Source organism: Thermobacillus sp. ZCTH02-B1 (assembly GCF_002159085.1).
In the GTDB taxonomy this organism is placed as follows: domain Bacteria; phylum Bacillota; class Bacilli; order Paenibacillales; family Paenibacillaceae; genus Thermobacillus.
Window position 1 is genome coordinate 92,163 of the sequence record NZ_LZRU01000023.1, and the last position, 17,134, is coordinate 109,296.

The following is a 17,134-nucleotide window of genomic DNA, read 5'->3' on the forward strand; positions in this document are numbered from 1 at the left end:
GGCGCGCCCGGCATCATGCATATTGCGAAATTGAGGTGACCAGCGAACCATGATCGACGCAAGCGTCAAACAGGACCTGCGCGAGATGGCGAAGCGGCTCCAAGAACTCAGGGGGTCTCTTTGACCTCGATCTCAAGCAGGAGCTCATTGCGGATTATGAACAGAAGATGGCGGCGCCCGACTTCTGGGATGACAACGAGCGGGCGCAGAAGCTGATCGGCGAGCTCAACGCGGTGAAATCCGTCGTCGACACCTACAACCGCCTGACGGCCGAGCAGGCGGACCTCGAGGCGCTGCTCGAGCTGGCGGAGGAGGAGGGCGACGAATCGCTCGAAGCCGAGTTGGCGGAAGGCGTCGCGAAGCTCAAGCGCGAAATCGGAGATTTCGAGCTGCAGCTTCTTCTCAACCAGCCGTACGACCGGTTGAACGCGATCCTCGAGCTGCACCCGGGCGCCGGCGGCACCGAGTCGCAGGACTGGGCGAATATGCTGTACCGGATGTACACCCGCTGGGCGGAGCACCGCGGCTTCAAGGTCGAGGTGCTCGACTACCTGCCGGGCGAGGAAGCCGGCATCAAGAGCGTCACCCTGCTCATCAAGGGGCATAATGCCTACGGGTACCTGAAAGCGGAGAAGGGCGTCCACCGGCTCGTCCGCATCTCGCCGTTCGACGCCTCCGGCCGTCGCCACACGTCGTTCGTCTCCTGCGATGTCGTGCCGGAGATCGAAGACGACATCGAGATCGAGATCCGGCCGGAGGATCTGAGGATCGACACGTACCGCTCGAGCGGCGCCGGCGGCCAGCACGTCAACAAGACGGAGTCGGCGGTCCGGATCACCCACATCCCGACCGGCATCGTCGTCTCGTGCCAGTCCGAGCGCTCGCAGATCCAGAACCGGGAGCGCGCGATGAAGATGCTCCGGTCGAAGCTGTACGAATTGAAGATCGAAGAGCAGCGCAAGGAACTGGCGGCGATCCGCGGCGAGCAGACGGACATCGCGTGGGGCAACCAGATCCGCTCCTACGTCTTCCATCCGTACAGCATGGTCAAGGACCATCGGACCCAGTACGAGACCGCCAACGTCCAGGCGGTGATGGACGGGGAAATCGACGGATTCATCGACGCCTATCTGCGCAGCCAGATCCGCAAGGAAGCGTAAGAACGGAAAGGCCGGACCCGTGCTTCGGGTCCGGCCTTCTTCCGCTATCGGGCCTGCCGATCCTTCGGCGCGGCGATGCCGAACAGGAACATCGTGCGGAACTGTTCCCCGAGCAGCCGCAAATCGTGGAACTGCGCCAGCACGTCGGGCCGGGCGAAATACTCGGCAATGCCCTGCATGTACACCATCAGGATATGGGGCGAAAGATCCTTGCGGATGACGCCCTCCTCCTGGCCGCGCACGATCAGTTCGCGCAGCTGGTCGTGGACGTGCTCCCGGTAATAGCGCAGCAGATCCGCCACGATCCCCGGATACAGCTCGAGACTTTCCCGGATGAAGCGCTCGGGCACGACGGGCATGCTCCGGTAATCCAGAATGGACACGAGCGCCGACAGGGTGTCCGGGCTCTCCGCGATTTTCCGGTTCATGATCGCGTGCTGTTCCCGCATGTACCGTTCCATCACCGCGCCGACCAGCCGTTCCTTGCTTCGGAAGTGCTTGTAGATCGTCATCTTTGCGACCGGGACGGCGGCGGCGATGTCGTCCATGCTGACGTCGGCCACTCCCCGGGCGAAAAAGAGCTCCGTCGCCTTCTCCAGTATTTGTTCCCGCTTGCGCTGCCTCAAATCCGACCCACGTCTCCCGATGTTGCCGGCGTCGCGCGCCGCATGCTTGCGGACGGTTCAGCCGGCGATGTCTTTGATGCGATAATACCCGATCGCTCCGGCGACGGACAAGACGCTGACGAGCGCCATGACGGCCGCGTCCGGCGCGGCCAGCCCGCCGCGTTCCGCGATGGCCGCCGCGTCCGCGAAGGAGAACAGGCTGACGCGGCGCAGGAACCCGAACCGTTCCGACAACTCCGCGACGACATGCAGCGCGTAGGACAGGAACACGATGCCGAGGGCCAGCGACACGACGCTCCGGGTGCGGCGCATTGCGGCCGACAGCAGGAAGGACACGGATGCGACGGTCCCGTGGAGCAGGAAGGCTGCCAGCATGTACCAGGCGAGGAGGTCGAATTCGACCGCCTCGTCCGCAAAACCCGTGCAGGCGAAGCCGACCGCCGCAATGACGGCGTTCAACGCGAACAGGTTGGCGAGCACGGCCGCCAGCTTCTGGAGCGCCACCGACGTGCGGGTGACCGGCCTTGTCAGCAGGAACTCGGCGGTGCGGTCGTTCTCTTCCCCGGCCAGCATGCCGGCCGCGAGCAGCGCCGCGTACACGCTGCCGGCCAGCGTGTTGATCAGATGCACCTCCACACCGTAGAAGCCGGCGTACGTGCCGAGCTTCAGCACGTCCATGCCGAACACGCCGGCGATCGGTCCGGGGAACAGATTCAACATGTCTTCCACCGTCTGCGCATTTCCGGCGAAGGACGGATACACGCTCAATATCAGCAGCCCGAGTCCGCCCAGCACGAGGCTCCAGACGATCAGGCCCCGGGCATGGGACCTGAGCTCCCTCCTGAAGATCATCCGCCTCACGCCCCTTCGTCCGTTTGGTATTCCTGCATGAAGATGTCTTCCAGGGCAGGCTCCCCGATCCGGATGTCCGCCAGCGGCAGCCGTCGGACATACTCCAGCAGGTCGCGCACGCCGCCGGCATAGAGCAACGTCAGGACATGGCCGCTGACGTCCTGCCGGACGACGCCGGGGAGCTCATCATCCCGCACCGGCTGCGGTCTGGCGTCCGCGGCGAAGGTGAGCGTCACGGTCTTGAGGCCGCTCCCCACAAGCTTGCTGACCGATTCCACGCGGACGAGCCGGCCGTCCCGGATGATCGCGACGCGCCCGCACAGGCGCTGCACTTCCCCCAGGATGTGGGAGGAGAAGAAAATCGTCGCGCCCCGCTCCCGCTCCTCCCGGAGCAGATCGAAAAACGCATGCTGCATGAGCGGATCGAGCCCGCCGGTCGGCTCGTCGAGGATGAGCAGCCGCGGACGGTGCAGGAGCGCCTGGATGATGCCGACCTTTTTCCGGTTGCCGAGGCTGAGATCCGATATCCGGCGGGCGAGATCCAGATCGAGCCGCTCCGCGAGGCGCCGCAGGCGGGCTTCGTCGGGTTTGCCGTAGAATCCGGCGGAATAGCGCAGCAGCTCCGCCGCCCTCATGTCATCGTAATAGCGCACCTCGGCCGGCAGATAGCCGATCTCGCGGCGGATGTCCCGGGAGTGGCGGACGACGTCTTTGCCGAACACCCGGGCCGATCCCGCGGTGGGACGGATCAGATTGAGCAGGATGCGGATCGTCGTGCTTTTGCCCGCCCCGTTCGGTCCGATGAATCCGAAGATTTCGCCCTCCTCGACGGAAAAGGAGACGTCCTCGATGCCCCGCCGCTTTCCGTACCGCTTCGTCAACCGGTCCAGCTCCACGATCGCCATGCGAACCCCTCGTTTGCGAAATATACTCAAAATAACTTTTTAGTATATTATATGTGGATAAAACGAAAAAATAAAGTTCAAAATATACTAATTATTAATTCTTGGTACATATATTTTTGATTGCCAGCCCATCGGTGCCGCCGCCGCATGTTCCGGACGGGGGAAAGGCGGAAAAGCGGCCGGAAACCGTGATTGTATTTTCATGTAATTCATTGTATAATGATACGGACTTGCGATACGGATTTATTCCGCCGTCTCCATGGTGTAGAATGGGGAAGTCAAGGACAACGAACGGGTGAGGGAACGGACAGATGGACAAGGAGATCAGGGCGGCGATCGTCGGCTCGACCGGTTACGGCGGCGTGGAACTGATCCGGCTGCTCTCGGCCCATCCGAAGGTTGCCATTTCCGCCGTGCTGTCGTCGTCCAGCGCGGGCGAGCCGCTGGCGGCGGGTTATCCGCATCTGACGGAGATCCGGACGGACGTGCTCGAAGCGATCGATCCGGCGTCGCTTGCGAAGAAGGCGGACGTCGTGTTTCTCGCGACGCCGGCGGGCGTCGCGGCGAAGCTGGCGCCGCAGATGCTGGAGACCGGGCTGGACGTGATCGACCTTTCGGGCGATTTCCGGCTGAAGTCGCCGGCGGTTTACGAGGAATGGTACAAGAAGCCGGCCGCCGATCCGGCCTGGCTCGGGCAGGCCGTCTACGGGCTCGCGGAAGTGTTCGGCGAGGACGTGCGCGGCGCGCGGCTCATCTCCAATCCGGGCTGCTATCCGACGGCGTCGCTGCTCGGCCTGATCCCGGCCGTGCAGGCGGGATTCATCGACCCGGCGACGATCATCATCGACGCGAAGTCCGGCGTGTCGGGAGCGGGCCGCGGCGCGAGCCTCGGCACCCACTACGCGGAGATCAACGAGAACTTCAAGGCGTACAAGGTGAATCAACACCAGCATATCCCCGAGATCGAGCAGGCGCTCGCCCGCGTCGCCGGACATGAAATCACGGTCACGTTCACGACCCATCTCGTGCCGATGACGCGCGGCATCATGGCGACGATGTACGCGGCCGTGAAGGGCGGCCGCACGCAGCGGGATTTCATCGACCTGTACCGGAGCTACTACGAGAACCGCCGGTTCGTGCGCATCCGCCCGGAGGGCGTGCTCCCGGCGACGAAGGAAGTGTACGGCTCCAACTACTGCGACATCGGCTTCGCCGTGGACGGCCGGACGGGGCGCGTCACGATCGTGTCGGTCATCGACAACCTCGTGAAGGGCGCGGCCGGACAGGCGATCCAGAACCTGAACCTGCGCATGGGCTGGGACGAGGGGCTCGGGCTGGATTTCGTTCCGGTCTACCCGTAACGCCGACGACCGGCGGATGGATAGAGGAAAAAGGACACGCCTTCATCATACGTTCTGCAAGGAGACCACGATACGAACATGGGACAAGGGAAACCGTTCGAAACCGTGCCCGGCGGCTCCGTCACGACGCCGCTCGGCTTCAGGGCCGGCGGTCTGCATTGCGGCCTGAAGAAGACCGACCGCAACGACCTCGGCGCCATCGTCTGCGAAGTGCCGGCGGTCGCCGCGGCCGTTTACACGACGAACCAGGTCCAGGCGGCGCCGCTCAAAGTCACCCGCGAAGGGCTGGAGAAGGAAGGCCGGCTGCGCGCCGTGCTCGTCAACAGCGGCAATGCGAACGCCTGCACCGGCGAGGCGGGCGAAGCCGACGCGCGCGAGATGCAGGAGACGTTCGCGCGCGCGCTGGGCGTGCCGCCGCACCAGGTCGCGGTCGCGTCGACCGGCGTCATCGGCGAACGGCTCCGGATGGACCGCGTCCGCTCCGGCATCGCCGCGATGCCGGAGAAGCTGCGGGCTGACGCGGAGGGCGCGGAGGCGTTCTGCCAGGCGATCCTGACGACCGATCTCGTGAAGAAAACGGTCTGCGTAAAGCTCGACATGGACGGGAAAACCGTCCATGTGGCGGGAGCGGCGAAGGGCTCGGGCATGATCCATCCGAACATGGCGACGATGCTCGGCTTCATCACGACCGACGCGGCCGTCGGCGGCGAGGCGCTGCGGTCGCTGCTCCGGCAGGCCGTGGACGTGACGTTCAACATGATCACCGTCGACGGCGACACGAGCACGAACGACATGGTCGTCGCGATGGCGAGCGGGCTGGCGGGCAACGACGAGCTCGGTCCGGACCATCCGGACTGGAGCCGGTTCGCCGCGGCGTTCACGCATGTGTGCGAAGAGCTCGCGAAGGCGATCGCGCGCGACGGCGAGGGCGCGACGAAGCTGATCGAGGTGCGCGTCGAAGGCGCGGCGAGCGACGACGACGCCCGCGCGATCGCGAAGACCGTGATCGGCTCGTCGCTCGTGAAGGCGGCCATGTTCGGCGCCGACGCGAACTGGGGCCGCATCATCGCGGCGGTCGGCCGCGCGGGTCGTCCGATCGATCCGGCGAAGGTCGACATCTCGATCGGGCCGATCCGGGTGCTGGAGCAATCCCGTCCCGTTCCGTTCGACGAGGACGAGGCGCTCGCGTACCTCAAGGGCGGCACGATCCGGATCGACGTGAACCTGAACATCGGCACCGGGCGGGCGGTCGGCTGGGGCTGCGATCTGACGTACGATTACGTGCGGATCAACGCCGCGTACCGGACCTGACGGAAAGGGCGGGAAGCGATGGCACAGGAGCGGTTCGTGATGAAATGCGGCGGCAGCACGCTTGCCGCCTTGCCGGATTCGTTCTTCCGCGATCTCCGGCAATTGCAGGAGGAAGGCTGGCGCCCCGTCATCGTGCACGGCGGCGGGCCGGCCATCTCGGAGATGCTCGGCCGGCTCGGCATCGAATCGGAATTCGTGAACGGCCTGCGCAAGACGGACGAGGCGACGCTCGACGTCGTCGAAATGGTGCTGGCGGGCCGGATCAACAAGGAGATCGTGCGCCGCATCCAGTCGTGCGGGGCCAGGGCGCTCGGCCTCTCCGGCACGGACGGGATGCTGATCCGGGCCGTGCCGGCCGCGAACGCGGACGCGATCGGCTTCGTCGGCGACGTGGCCGGCGTGAACACGGCGATCATCGAAGGCGTCATGGCGATGGGCTACATCCCGGTCATCGCGCCGGTCGGCATCGACGAGCGCGGGCAGCGCTACAACATCAACGCGGACACGGCGGCGGGCGCCGTCGCGTCGCATCTCGGCGTCGAGCGGATGATCGTCGTCACCGACGTGCCCGGCATCCTGCGCACCATTGACGGTGAGAAGCGGGTGCTGCCGCAGGTCACGACGGCGGAGATCGACGGGATGATCGCCTCCGGCGAAATCTACGGCGGCATGATTCCGAAGGTGCAATCGGCCGTGCAGTGCCTCCAGGGGCGCGTGCGCGAAGTCGTCATCATCAGCGGGGCCGAGCCGGGCGCGTTCGCCCGCGCGGTGCGCGAAGGCGGCGTCGGCACGCGCATCGTGAAGGCCTGACGGGTGCGCGGAACGATAGTTTCCATACGCAAGGAACAAGGAAAGGTGGCGCGGCAAATGAGCGGAGCGCATGGGACGGAGGGCGCGCCGGCGAGCGCGCTGTTTCCGACGTACGCCAGATTTCCGATCACCCTCGTGAAGGGGCAGGGGAGCTGGCTGTGGGACGACCGGGGCAACCGGTATCTCGACTTCATGAGCGGTCTGGCGGTGACGAACCTCGGCCACGTGCCGGCGAAGGTGAAGGAAGCGCTCGTGAAGCAGCTCGACGAGCTGTGGCACGTGTCGAACCTGTTCCGCATTCCGGGCCAGGAGGAGGCGGCCCGGATGCTGACGGCGCACAGCCACGCGGGAGCCGTCTTCTTCTGCAACTCCGGCGCGGAGGCGAACGAGGCGGCGATCAAGCTGGCGCGGCGCTATCACCGGAAGGTGCTCGGGAACGACCGGTACGAGATCATCACGTTCCATCAGTCCTTCCACGGCCGCACGCTCGCCACGCTGACGGCGACGGGGCAGGACAAGGTGAAGGACGGCTTCGATCCGCTGCCGCCGGGCTTTGTCAGCGTGCCGCTGCATGACGAGCGGGCGCTGCGCGAAGCGGTCACGGACAGGACGGCGGCGATCATGCTCGAGATGGTGCAGGCGGAGGGCGGCGTCATCCCGGTCGATCCCGCGTTCGCGCAGGCGGTCGCGCGGCTGTGCGAGGAGCGGGGGCTGCTGCTCATCGTCGACGAGGTGCAGACCGGCATGGGCCGCACGGGCAAGCTGTTCGCGTTCCAGCATTACGGCATCGAGCCGGACATCTTCACGCTCGCGAAGGGGCTCGGCAGCGGCTTCCCGGTCGGCGCGATGCTCGCGAAGGCGAAGCTGGCCGGGGCGTTCGGACCGGGCAGCCACGCCTCGACCTTCGGCGGGACGCCGATCGCGATGGCTGCGGTCAAGGCGACGATCGAAACGATGCTTGCCGAGAACATCCCGCAGCGCGCCGCCGAATCCGGCGCGTATCTGATGGCCCGGCTGCGCGAGGCGCTGGCCGGCTGCCCGGCGGTCCGGGAAGTGCGCGGGCTCGGGCTGCTCGTCGGCATCGCGTGCGACCGGCCCGTGGCGGATTACGTGGCGGAGGCCCACCGCCGCGGCCTGCTCGTCGTGACGGCCGGACCGAACGTCATCCGTCTCCTGCCGAACCTGCTCGTGACCCGCGAAGAGATCGACCAGGCCGTCGACATCCTGGCCGGCGTGCTGGCCGGGCAGGCGGCGGCCGCGCAAACGTAACGGGCGCGCGAGGGGCGCGTCCGCATGGACAAGGAGTGATGGATGGGATGCCGCAACTTTCGGAATTGCTGAACGGCGAGATCGCCGCTTCGCTGAAGGGGCGCGATTTTCTCGCGCTCGTCGATTTCACGCCGGAGGAGATCCGGTGGCTGATCGATTTCGCGATCGAACTGAAGCGGCTGCACAAGGCGGGCGAGCCGTTCCAACCGCTCAAGGGCAAGACGCTCGGCATGATCTTCGAGAAATCGTCCACCCGCACGCGCGTGTCGTTCGAAGTCGGCATGTATCAACTGGGCGGCTACGCCCTTTTCCTGAGCCGGAACGACCTGCAGCTCGGCCGCGGCGAGACGATCGCCGACACGGCGCGGACGATGTCCCGCTATCTGGACGGCATCATGATCCGGACGTACGCGCACCGCACCGTCATCGAACTGGCGCGGGCCGCGACGATCCCGGTCATCAACGGGCTGACCGACTACGCCCACCCGTGCCAGGCGCTGGCCGACTACCAGACGATCCTCGAGCACAAGGGCCGGCTGGAGGGGCTCAAGATCGCCTACATCGGCGACGGCAACAACATGGTCCATTCGCTGCTCGTCGGCGCGGCCAAGCTCGGCCTGCACATGTCGATCGCGTCGCCGGAAGGGTACGAACCCGATCCGGAGCTGATCCGGCAGATGCAGGAGACGTGCGGGGAGACCGGCGCGTCGATTCGCGTCGTGCGCGATCCGCGCGAGGCGATCGAGGACGCGGACGTCGTCTACACCGACGTCTGGGCGAGCATGGGCTTCGAGGCGGAGCAGGAGAAGCGCAGGATCGCGTTTGCCAACTATCAGGTGAACGAGGATCTGGTGCGTTACGCGAAGCCCGACTTCGTCTTCATGCACTGCCTGCCGGCGAAGCGCGGCGAAGAGGTGAGCGCGGGCGTCATCGACGGCGATCATTCGATCGTCTTCGACCAGGCCGAGAACCGGCTGCACGCGCAGAAGGCGATCATGGCGGCCATCATGTCGTGATCCATTCAGAACAAGGAGCGGAATCCGAACATGGCGAAGGAAAAGATCGTGCTCGCCTACTCCGGCGGGCTCGATACGTCGGTCATCCTGAAGTGGCTGAAGGAGACGTACGACGCGGAGGTCATCGCCTTCACGGCCGACATCGGCCAGAAGGAAGAGCTGGAAGGCCTCGAGGAGAAGGCCTACGCGACCGGCGCGTCGAAGGTGTACATCGACGACCTGCGCGAAGAGTTCGCGCGCGACTTCATTTTCCCGATGTTCCAGGCGGGAGCGCTCTATGAAGGGCAGTATCTGCTCGGCACGTCGATCGCCCGGCCGCTCATCGCGAAGCGGATGATCGAGATCGCGCGGGCGGAGGGCGCGACGGCGATCGCCCACGGCGCGACCGGCAAGGGCAACGACCAGGTGCGGTTCGAACTGACGGCGGCGGCGCTCGCGCCGGACATCAAAGTCATCGCGCCGTGGCGCATCGAGGCGTTCCGCGAGCGGTTCCCGGGCCGGGCGGAGATGATCGCCTACGCGGAGCAGCACGGCATTCCGGTGAAGGCGACCGCGGAGAAACCCTATTCGATGGACCGCAATCTGCTGCACATCAGCTACGAGAGCGGCGTGCTCGAAGACCCGTGGTTCGACGCGAGCGCGGAATCGATGCGGGACATGTACATCCTGACGGTGTCGCCGGAGGAGGCGCCGGACGAGCCGGAGTACGTCGAGCTCGAGTTCGAGGCCGGCAACTGCGTCGCGGTCAACGGCGAGCGGATGACGCCGCTGCAGGTGATGGAAAAGCTGAACGAGCTCGGCGGCAAGCACGGCATCGGGCGCGTCGACATGGTCGAGAACCGGTTCGTCGGCATGAAGAGCCGCGGCGTGTACGAGACGCCGGGCGGCACGATCCTGTTCGTCGCGCACCGGAAGATGGAGTCGCTGACGATGGACCGCGAAGTGATGCACCTGCGCGACTCGCTCATTCCGAAGTACGCGGCGCTCGTCTACAACGGCTTCTGGTTCTCGCCCGAGCGGCTCGCGATCCAGGCGCTCGTGACGGAAAGCCAGAAGAACGTCACCGGCACGGTCCGGCTGAAGCTGTACAAGGGCAACGTGATCGCCGCCGGCGTAAAGAGCCCGGTCAGCCTGTACAATCCGAACATCGCGACGATGGAGGCGGATCCGACGCAGGCCTACGACCAGGGCGACGCGACCGGATTCATCCGGCTGCATGCGCTGCGGCTGAAGGTCTACGCCGCCGCGCAGGGGAACGCGCAGGCGAAGCAGAACTGAACGGGGCCTGTCCGGGAGGGCCGGCCGCGGACCGGGGGCCATGCGATGCCCCGGGGTTCGGGCGGCCCTCTTTTTCGGCACGAACGGTCAGGTGCGAACGGAACATTCGTCCCGAAGGCGGGACAGCGGGGAGTGTCAGTCGTGAGCAAACTGTGGGGCGGCCGGTTCACGAAGCAGACGGACCGGCTGGTGGAAGAATTTACGGCGTCCATCACGTTCGATAAAGAACTGGCCGAGGAGGACATCGAGGGCAGCCTGGCCCACGCGGCGATGCTCGGCAGGCAGGGGATCATCCCGGCGGAAGACGCCGAACGGATCCGCGAAGGGCTGCTCAAGGTGCGCGACAAAATCCGCAGGGGCGAGATCGAGTTCTCGATCGCGGACGAAGACATCCACATGAACATCGAGAAGCATCTCATCGCGGAGATCGGCCCGGTAGGCGGCAAACTGCACACCGGCCGCAGCCGGAACGACCAGGTGGCGACCGACATGCACCTGTATCTTCGCCGCCGGGTCGTCGAAATCGTCGATCTGCTGCACAAGCTTCAGACCGCGCTCGTCGAACAGGCGAAGGCGAACACGGACACGATCATGCCGGGCTACACCCATCTGCAGCGGGCGCAGCCGATCCTGTTCGCCCACCATCTGATGGCGTACGTCTCGATGTTCGGCCGCGACGCGGAACGGCTGATGGACAGCTACAAGCGGATCAACGTGCTGCCGCTCGGCGCGGGCGCGCTCGCGGGCACGACGTTCCCGATCGACCGCCGGTTCGTCGCCGAACAGCTCGGCTTCGACCGCATCTACGAGAACAGCCTCGACGCGGTCAGCGACCGCGATTTCATCGTCGAATTCCTCGCGAACGCGTCGCTCATCATGATGCACCTGTCGCGGCTCAGCGAGGAGCTGATCCTCTGGTCGAGCACGGAATTCGGCTTCATCGAGCTTGACGACGCGTTCTGCACGGGCAGCAGCATCATGCCGCAGAAGAAGAACCCGGACGTGCCGGAGCTCGTGCGCGGCAAGACCGGCCGCGTCTACGGCCACCTGATCGGCCTGCTGACCGTGCTGAAGTCGCTGCCGCTCGCGTACAACAAGGACATGCAGGAAGACAAGGAAGGCATGTTCGACACGGTTCGCACGCTGCAGGGCTCGCTGCAGCTGTTCGCGCAGATGATCGCGACGATGACCGTGAACCGCGAGCGGATGCGCCAGGCGGTAAACCGCGACTTCTCGAACGCGACCGACATCGCCGACTTCCTCGTCGGCAAGGGCATGCCGTTCCGCCAGGCGCATGAAGTGATCGGCAAGACGGTGCTGTATTGCATTCAGAACGGGAAATTCCTGCTTGATCTCACGCTGGATGAATTCAGGCAGTTCTCGCCGCTGTTCGACGAGCGCATCTACGAGGTGCTGAAGCCGGAATCGGTCGTAAATGCGCGCGACGTCTACGGCGGCACGGCGAAGAACCAGGTGCTCGCCGCCATCGGACGCGCCGAGGAGGAACTCGCGCGGATCGCCGATTGGGTGGCCGCGCACCGGGAACACGCGTAAGCACCGGGAAAGCGCGCAATCCGTTTCCGATCGTCCCCTGCCCGAACCGCGCTGCGAATGAACGGACATTCGCGGCGATGGTCGGAAGCGGGGGAATTTTTGTGCGGTTCAGCGCGAATCGTACAGGCCGGCGAGCCCCCAGACGACGGTGGCGACGAGCAGCAGGCCGAGGACGGCGGTCAGCCAGAAATGCAGTTTTCGCATGCAATCACCTCGCGCGCGGAGATATCCACCATGCCTATGCGGCGCGGACCCTTTTTATGACAGCGGGACGGCAATTGCCGCATTCCGCGCCCGTCGACGGCAAACGCGCCGAACGCCCGTCCGGAACCGCCGTCGCATTTTCGGAAAATGAAAAATCTCAAATCTGCAAATTTGTACTTTCCTAAAGGAATTCGGCCGTTTCTGTCGAAAAGAACATTTTAGCCTTCTACAGGATGTGATATCGTTGATCGAGATGCGCGACGTCTGGAAGATTTATCCCGACGGCAGCCAGGCGCTGCGAGGCGTCTCCGTGCTCATCGAACGCAACGAATTCGTCTACATTGTCGGCCCTTCCGGCGCCGGCAAGTCGACGTTCATGAAGCTGATTTACCGCGAGGAAGTGCCGACCAGGGGCGAAATTTCGGTAAACGGCTTCAATATCGGAAAACTGAAACCGCGCAAAATCCCGTACATCCGGCGCAACATCGGCGTCGTGTTCCAGGATTTCCGCCTCCTGCCGAAACTGACGGTCTACGAGAACGTCGCATTCGCGATGGAGGTCATCGAGGCTCCCCGCAGGCTCATCCGCAAGCGGGTGATGGAGGTGCTCGAGCTCGTCGGGCTGAAGTCGAAGGCGAACAGCCTGCCCGCGCAGCTTTCGGGCGGTGAGCAGCAGCGCGTCGCGATCGCGCGCGCGATCGTGAACAATCCCGCCGTCATCGTGGCGGACGAGCCCACCGGCAACCTCGATCCCGAGACGTCCTGGGGGATCATGAACCTGCTGGAGGAGATCCATTTCCGGGGCGCGACGATCGTCATGGCGACGCACAACAAGGAGATCGTCAACACGCTCCGCAAGCGCGTCATCGCGATCGAGAACGGCGTCATCGTGCGCGACGAGCCCAAAGGGGAATACGGATATGAAATTTAGCACGCTCCTCCGGCATCTTCGCGAGGGCTCGCTCAGCGTTGTCCGGAACGGCTGGATGTCGTTCGCGTCGATCAGCTCGATCGCGATTTCGCTGTTCATTCTCGGGGTGTTCCTGCTGCTCACGCTCAACGTGAACAATCTGACGAAGCAGATCGAGAACCAGGTGCAGATCCGGGTGTTCCTCAGCCTCGACATCAGCCGGGAGAAAATCGAGGCGATCGGGCGGTCGATCGGCGCGCTGCCGGAAGTGAGCCGCATCCGCTTCGTGTCGAAGGCGGAGGGCCTTGAGATATTGCGCCGGAACCTCGGCGAAGACGGGCAGGGCATCCTCGACGAGTACGACGACACGAACAATCCGCTGCCGGATTCGTACACCGTCGAGGTCGTCGATCCGGAGCGGATCGCCGAAGTCGCCGCGAAGATCCGGGCGATCGGCGACGCGGATCCGGATCGGCCGATCCGGAGCGTCCGGTACGGCCAGGGCACCGTCGAGATGCTGTTTCGCGTCACGAACGCCGTGCGCAACGTCGGGCTCGTCATCGTGCTCGGACTGGCGTTCACGGCGACGCTGCTCATTTCCAACACGATCCGGATCACGATTTTCGCCCGCCGGCGGGAGATCGGGATCATGAAGCTCGTCGGCGCGACCAACAGCTTCATCCGCTGGCCGTTCTTCGTCGAAGGGGCGCTTCTCGGGTTCATCGGTTCCGCCGTGACGACGGCCGTGTTGCTGGCGGCCTACAACTGGCTGGTCCAGTCCCTGCAGCTGGAATTCGGCCTGATGATGATCCGGCTCGTCACCGTTCGGGAATCCGGCCTGCTGGTCGCGGGCGTGCTGATCGGGATCGGCACGCTGATCGGCATCTGGGGAAGCGCGATTTCCGTGCGCAAGTACCTGAAAGTGTAGGTGATCGGGATCGTGAAACGAACGCTCGCATTTCTCGCCTGCATGCTTCTGGCTTTCGCCGTCTCCCAGCCTTACCGCACCGAGGCGGCTTCCGAGCTCGAAAAGATTCGCAGCGAGATCAAGCGGCTGCAGAAGCAGATGAGCGATGTCGACGCGAATCTGAAGAAGGTCGAGCGGGACAAGCAGTACGTGCTCCATCAGAAGGAAGTGACGATGGACGAGATCAACGAGCTTGTCTCGGAGATCAACGCGCTCGAAGAGGAATTGATCCAGGTGGACCGGCAGATCGCCGATACGGAGGACGCGCTCGTCCAGGCGGGGCAGGAGCTCGAGGAAGCCCAGACGCGCATCGAGGAGCGCAGCGAGCTGCTTGACGCCCGCGTCCGGCTGATGTACACGAGCGGGTTCGTTTCCTATCTGGACGTGCTCCTGAGCGCGACGAGCTTCTCCGATTTCCTGGACCGGCTGGACTCGCTGCAGTCGATTCTCGCGCAGGACAAGGCGCTGCTCGAGGCGCACCGGGCGGACAAGGCGCTCATCGAGGAGAAGAAAGCCCGGATCGAGCGGGAGCTGGCCGAGCTGCGGGAGCTTTACAGCCAGAAGGAAGATTATTACAATCAACTTGTCGAGAAAGAAAAAGAGAAGGAAGTCATGATCCTCGAGTACAACCGGAAGATCGAGGAGCTGGAGCAGCGGGCGGAGGAACTGGAGGAAATCTCCGAAGAGCAGGAGAAGCTCATGATGGAGCTCGCCCGCAAGGAGAAGGCCGCCATCGAGGCCGAAAAGAAGAAAAAGAACAAGGTGTATTACACCGGCGGCAAGCTGGGCATGCCGATCAGGGACTACAAGTACGTCAGCTCGAAATTCGGCCCGCGCACGCATCCGATCACCGGCGAGAAAGGCAAGCAGCACAACGGTATCGACTTCGCGGCGCCTGCCGGCACGGACATCTACGCCGCGGAGTCGGGGACGGTCATCGTGGCGCAGCGCATGAGCGGTTACGGCAATACCGTCATCATCGACCACGGCAACGGCCTGTGGACGCTGTACGCGCACATCCGCAACGGCGGCATCCTGGTCAAGGCCGGGGACGAAGTCAAGAAGGGCCAGAAGATCGCCGAAGTCGGCAGCACCGGCAATTCCACCGGTCCGCATCTCCATTTCGAGGTGCGGCTCAATGAAAAACCCGTCGATCCCGACAGTTATTTGCGCTGACGGCGCATGCCGCGCGCGTAACTCCGGACCGCCACCCGAAGCGATCCCGCGGAGGATGGCGGTCTTTCTCCACAGGCAGGAACGCGCGGGCTTCGGACGCCTGCACCGTCCCGTCCGGCGCCGCCTTTCCGCGGGGGAGCGCGGGCCTTCGCGAACGTGTCCGGGAACGGCGGAACACGGGGGGACGATCCATGCTGTTTCGCGGCCGCACGGTGACCGCCATGCTCCTCCTCACGGCGCTTGCGTCCGCGCTTGTCACGCTGACGGCCGCGGAGCGGTGGCTGCTTGAGGGGCGGGATTTGGAGCCGCAGGCCGGAGCGGCGCCGTCCGGAGACGGAGGGCTGACCGAGCGGGAAGCCGCCCGCCTGGGTGAAGTGCTGGATCTGATCGAACGGAAATATTATGTCCCGGTCGACCGGGAGAAGCTGCTGGAGGGCGCGATCCGCGGCATGCTCGAGACGCTGGACGATCCGTATTCGGCCTGGCTGGACAAAAGCGAGGCGGAGCAGCTCGAGGATTCGCTCGAGGGGACGTTCTCGGGCATCGGCGCGCGGCTGCAGGTCCGGGGCGGCCTGGTGATCGTCGAATCGGCGATCAAGGATTCGCCCGCCGAGCGGGCGGGGCTCCATCCCCGCGACGTCATCCTGTCGGTCAACGGCCATTCGCTCGTCGGCGTCGATCTGAACGAGGCCGTGAATCTGATCCGCGGACCGAAGGGAACGAAGGCGAAGCTGCTCGTGCAGCGCGAGGGGGTTGCGGAGCCGTTCGAGCTCATCCTCGTGCGGGACGAGATCGATCTGGAAACGATCTTCACGCGTCTGACGCCCGACGGCATCGGCGTGATCGAAATCCGCCAGTTCACGCTTCATTCGCTGGACAAATTCGGGAAGGCGCTGGAGGAGCTCGAGGCGTCCGGCATGAAGGCGCTCGTCATCGACGTGCGGAACAATCCCGGCGGGCCGCTGCCGGCCGTCGTCTCGATCGCGCAGCTCTTCATCCCGAAGGGTGAGCCGATCGTGCAGGTCGAAAATCGGCAGGGCGGACGCGAAGTGACGGTGTCGCAGGGCGAGAAGAAGCCTTATCCGGTTGCGGTGCTCATCAACCGGGGAAGCGCGAGCGCGGCCGAGGTGCTGGCGGCGGCGTTGCAGGAGTCGGCCGGCGCGCTGCTGGTCGGCGAGACGACGTTCGGCAAGGGCACGGTGCAGGTCAGCTACGAGAGCCATGCCTCTCCGGGCAGCCAAGTCAAGCTGACGATCGCGAAATGGCTGACGCCCTCCGGCAGGTGGGTGCACGACGAGGGCGTAAGCCCTGACATCGCCGTCGAGCAGCCGGACTATTTCCGGGTGGCGCGCCTGTCCAGGGAACGGACGCTGGCCCGGGACATGGCCGCCGAGGATGTGAAGAGCCTGCAGATCATGCTGAAGGCGCTCGGGTACCATGCCGGCAGGACGGACGGCTATTTCGACGCGGCGACCGAGGAAGCGCTGAAGGCTTTCCAGCAGGCCGAAGATCTCCCGGCGACCGGCCGCACGGACGACGCGACGGCGGACCGGCTTGAGCAGCGGGTGCGGGAACGGATCGGCGATCCCGCGAACGACCGGCAGCTGAACCGGGCGATCGATGCGCTGCGCGCGCGGGTCGCCGCGTCGGCTTCGGACGGAGGCACGGCGGAAGCGGGATCCGCGGCGCGGAAGGAGCAGGCGGGCAAGAGCGAAGCGGAAGGGAAGTGAAGGCC

15 protein-coding genes are annotated in these 17,134 nt (G+C 65.0%); 12 read left to right on the forward strand and 3 right to left on the reverse strand.

Annotated elements, in window-relative coordinates; translation table 11 throughout:
* The first annotated feature begins 49 nt into the window (after nucleotides 1-49).
* Nucleotides 50-1,160, forward strand: a protein-coding gene (prfB, locus tag A9Z00_RS10425) for a peptide chain release factor 2 (RefSeq protein ID WP_296976821.1) whose coding sequence is annotated in 2 segments (ribosomal slippage) — nucleotides 50-121 and nucleotides 123-1,160 — 1,110 coding nt in all. Because the reading frame shifts where the segments join, the coding sequence is not laid out codon by codon here.
* Nucleotides 1,161-1,204: 44 nt separating this feature from the next.
* On the opposite strand, the gene A9Z00_RS10430 is transcribed toward prfB, so the two are convergent.
* The 3 genes from A9Z00_RS10430 to A9Z00_RS10440 are packed head-to-tail and all read right to left on the reverse strand — an operon-like array spanning nucleotide 1,205 to nucleotide 3,543.
* Nucleotides 1,205-1,786 carry a TetR/AcrR family transcriptional regulator gene (locus tag A9Z00_RS10430; RefSeq protein WP_296976824.1) on the reverse strand — a complete coding sequence of 194 codons (582 nt, stop codon included), beginning with the start codon at nucleotides 1,784-1,786 and terminating at the stop codon, nucleotides 1,205-1,207.
* Between the two features lie 57 nt (nucleotides 1,787-1,843).
* Nucleotides 1,844-2,638 carry an ABC transporter permease subunit gene (locus A9Z00_RS10435; RefSeq protein ID WP_296976827.1) on the reverse strand — a complete coding sequence of 265 codons (795 nt, stop codon included), beginning with the start codon at nucleotides 2,636-2,638 and terminating at the stop codon, nucleotides 1,844-1,846.
* 5 nt (nucleotides 2,639-2,643) lie between these two features.
* Nucleotides 2,644-3,543, reverse strand: a complete 900-nt coding sequence (locus tag A9Z00_RS10440) for an ABC transporter ATP-binding protein (RefSeq protein WP_296976829.1) — start codon at nucleotides 3,541-3,543, stop codon at nucleotides 2,644-2,646.
* 311 nt (nucleotides 3,544-3,854) lie between these two features.
* Between A9Z00_RS10440 and argC the strand changes: the two genes are divergently transcribed.
* The 11 genes from argC to A9Z00_RS10495 all read left to right on the forward strand — a co-directional run bounded on the left by argC (nucleotide 3,855) and on the right by A9Z00_RS10495 (nucleotide 17,129).
* The gene (gene argC, locus A9Z00_RS10445; RefSeq protein ID WP_296976832.1) at nucleotides 3,855-4,904 is read left to right on the forward strand and encodes an N-acetyl-gamma-glutamyl-phosphate reductase; all 1,050 of its coding nucleotides are present in this window, start codon (nucleotides 3,855-3,857) and stop codon (nucleotides 4,902-4,904) included.
* A 78-nt stretch (nucleotides 4,905-4,982) separates the two neighbouring features.
* Entirely contained in the window at nucleotides 4,983-6,215 is a 1,233-nt protein-coding gene (gene argJ / locus A9Z00_RS10450) for a bifunctional glutamate N-acetyltransferase/amino-acid acetyltransferase ArgJ (RefSeq protein WP_296976834.1), read from the forward strand.
* 18 nt (nucleotides 6,216-6,233) lie between these two features.
* Entirely contained in the window at nucleotides 6,234-7,025 is a 792-nt protein-coding gene (gene argB / locus A9Z00_RS10455) for an acetylglutamate kinase (RefSeq protein ID WP_296976837.1), read from the forward strand.
* A 57-nt stretch (nucleotides 7,026-7,082) separates the two neighbouring features.
* Nucleotides 7,083-8,294: an acetylornithine transaminase gene (locus A9Z00_RS10460; RefSeq protein WP_296976839.1), complete on the forward strand. Its 1,212-nt coding sequence runs from the start codon at nucleotides 7,083-7,085 to the stop codon at nucleotides 8,292-8,294.
* A 47-nt stretch (nucleotides 8,295-8,341) separates the two neighbouring features.
* Nucleotides 8,342-9,310 (forward strand): ornithine carbamoyltransferase, encoded by a 969-nt coding sequence (gene argF, locus A9Z00_RS10465; protein WP_296976841.1) that lies wholly within the window; start codon nucleotides 8,342-8,344, stop codon nucleotides 9,308-9,310.
* A gap of 30 nt (nucleotides 9,311-9,340) precedes the next feature.
* Nucleotides 9,341-10,588 (forward strand): argininosuccinate synthase, encoded by a 1,248-nt coding sequence (locus tag A9Z00_RS10470; protein ID WP_296976844.1) that lies wholly within the window; start codon nucleotides 9,341-9,343, stop codon nucleotides 10,586-10,588.
* A gap of 141 nt (nucleotides 10,589-10,729) precedes the next feature.
* On the forward strand, nucleotides 10,730-12,142 hold the full coding sequence (gene argH / locus A9Z00_RS10475; RefSeq protein WP_296976846.1) for an argininosuccinate lyase: 1,413 nt from the start codon (nucleotides 10,730-10,732) through the stop codon (nucleotides 12,140-12,142).
* Between the two features lie 448 nt (nucleotides 12,143-12,590).
* Nucleotides 12,591-13,277 carry a cell division ATP-binding protein FtsE gene (gene ftsE, locus A9Z00_RS10480; RefSeq protein ID WP_296976849.1) on the forward strand — a complete coding sequence of 229 codons (687 nt, stop codon included), beginning with the start codon at nucleotides 12,591-12,593 and terminating at the stop codon, nucleotides 13,275-13,277.
* Nucleotides 13,267-14,184 carry a permease-like cell division protein FtsX gene (gene ftsX / locus A9Z00_RS10485; RefSeq protein WP_296976851.1) on the forward strand — a complete coding sequence of 306 codons (918 nt, stop codon included), beginning with the start codon at nucleotides 13,267-13,269 and terminating at the stop codon, nucleotides 14,182-14,184. Before ftsE ends, ftsX begins: the two co-directional genes overlap by 11 nt.
* A 12-nt stretch (nucleotides 14,185-14,196) precedes the next feature.
* Entirely contained in the window at nucleotides 14,197-15,399 is a 1,203-nt protein-coding gene (locus tag A9Z00_RS10490; protein ID WP_296976855.1) for a murein hydrolase activator EnvC family protein, read from the forward strand.
* 191 nt (nucleotides 15,400-15,590) lie between these two features.
* On the forward strand, nucleotides 15,591-17,129 hold the full coding sequence (locus tag A9Z00_RS10495; protein ID WP_296976858.1) for a S41 family peptidase: 1,539 nt from the start codon (nucleotides 15,591-15,593) through the stop codon (nucleotides 17,127-17,129).
* Nucleotides 17,130-17,134 lie beyond the last annotated feature (5 nt).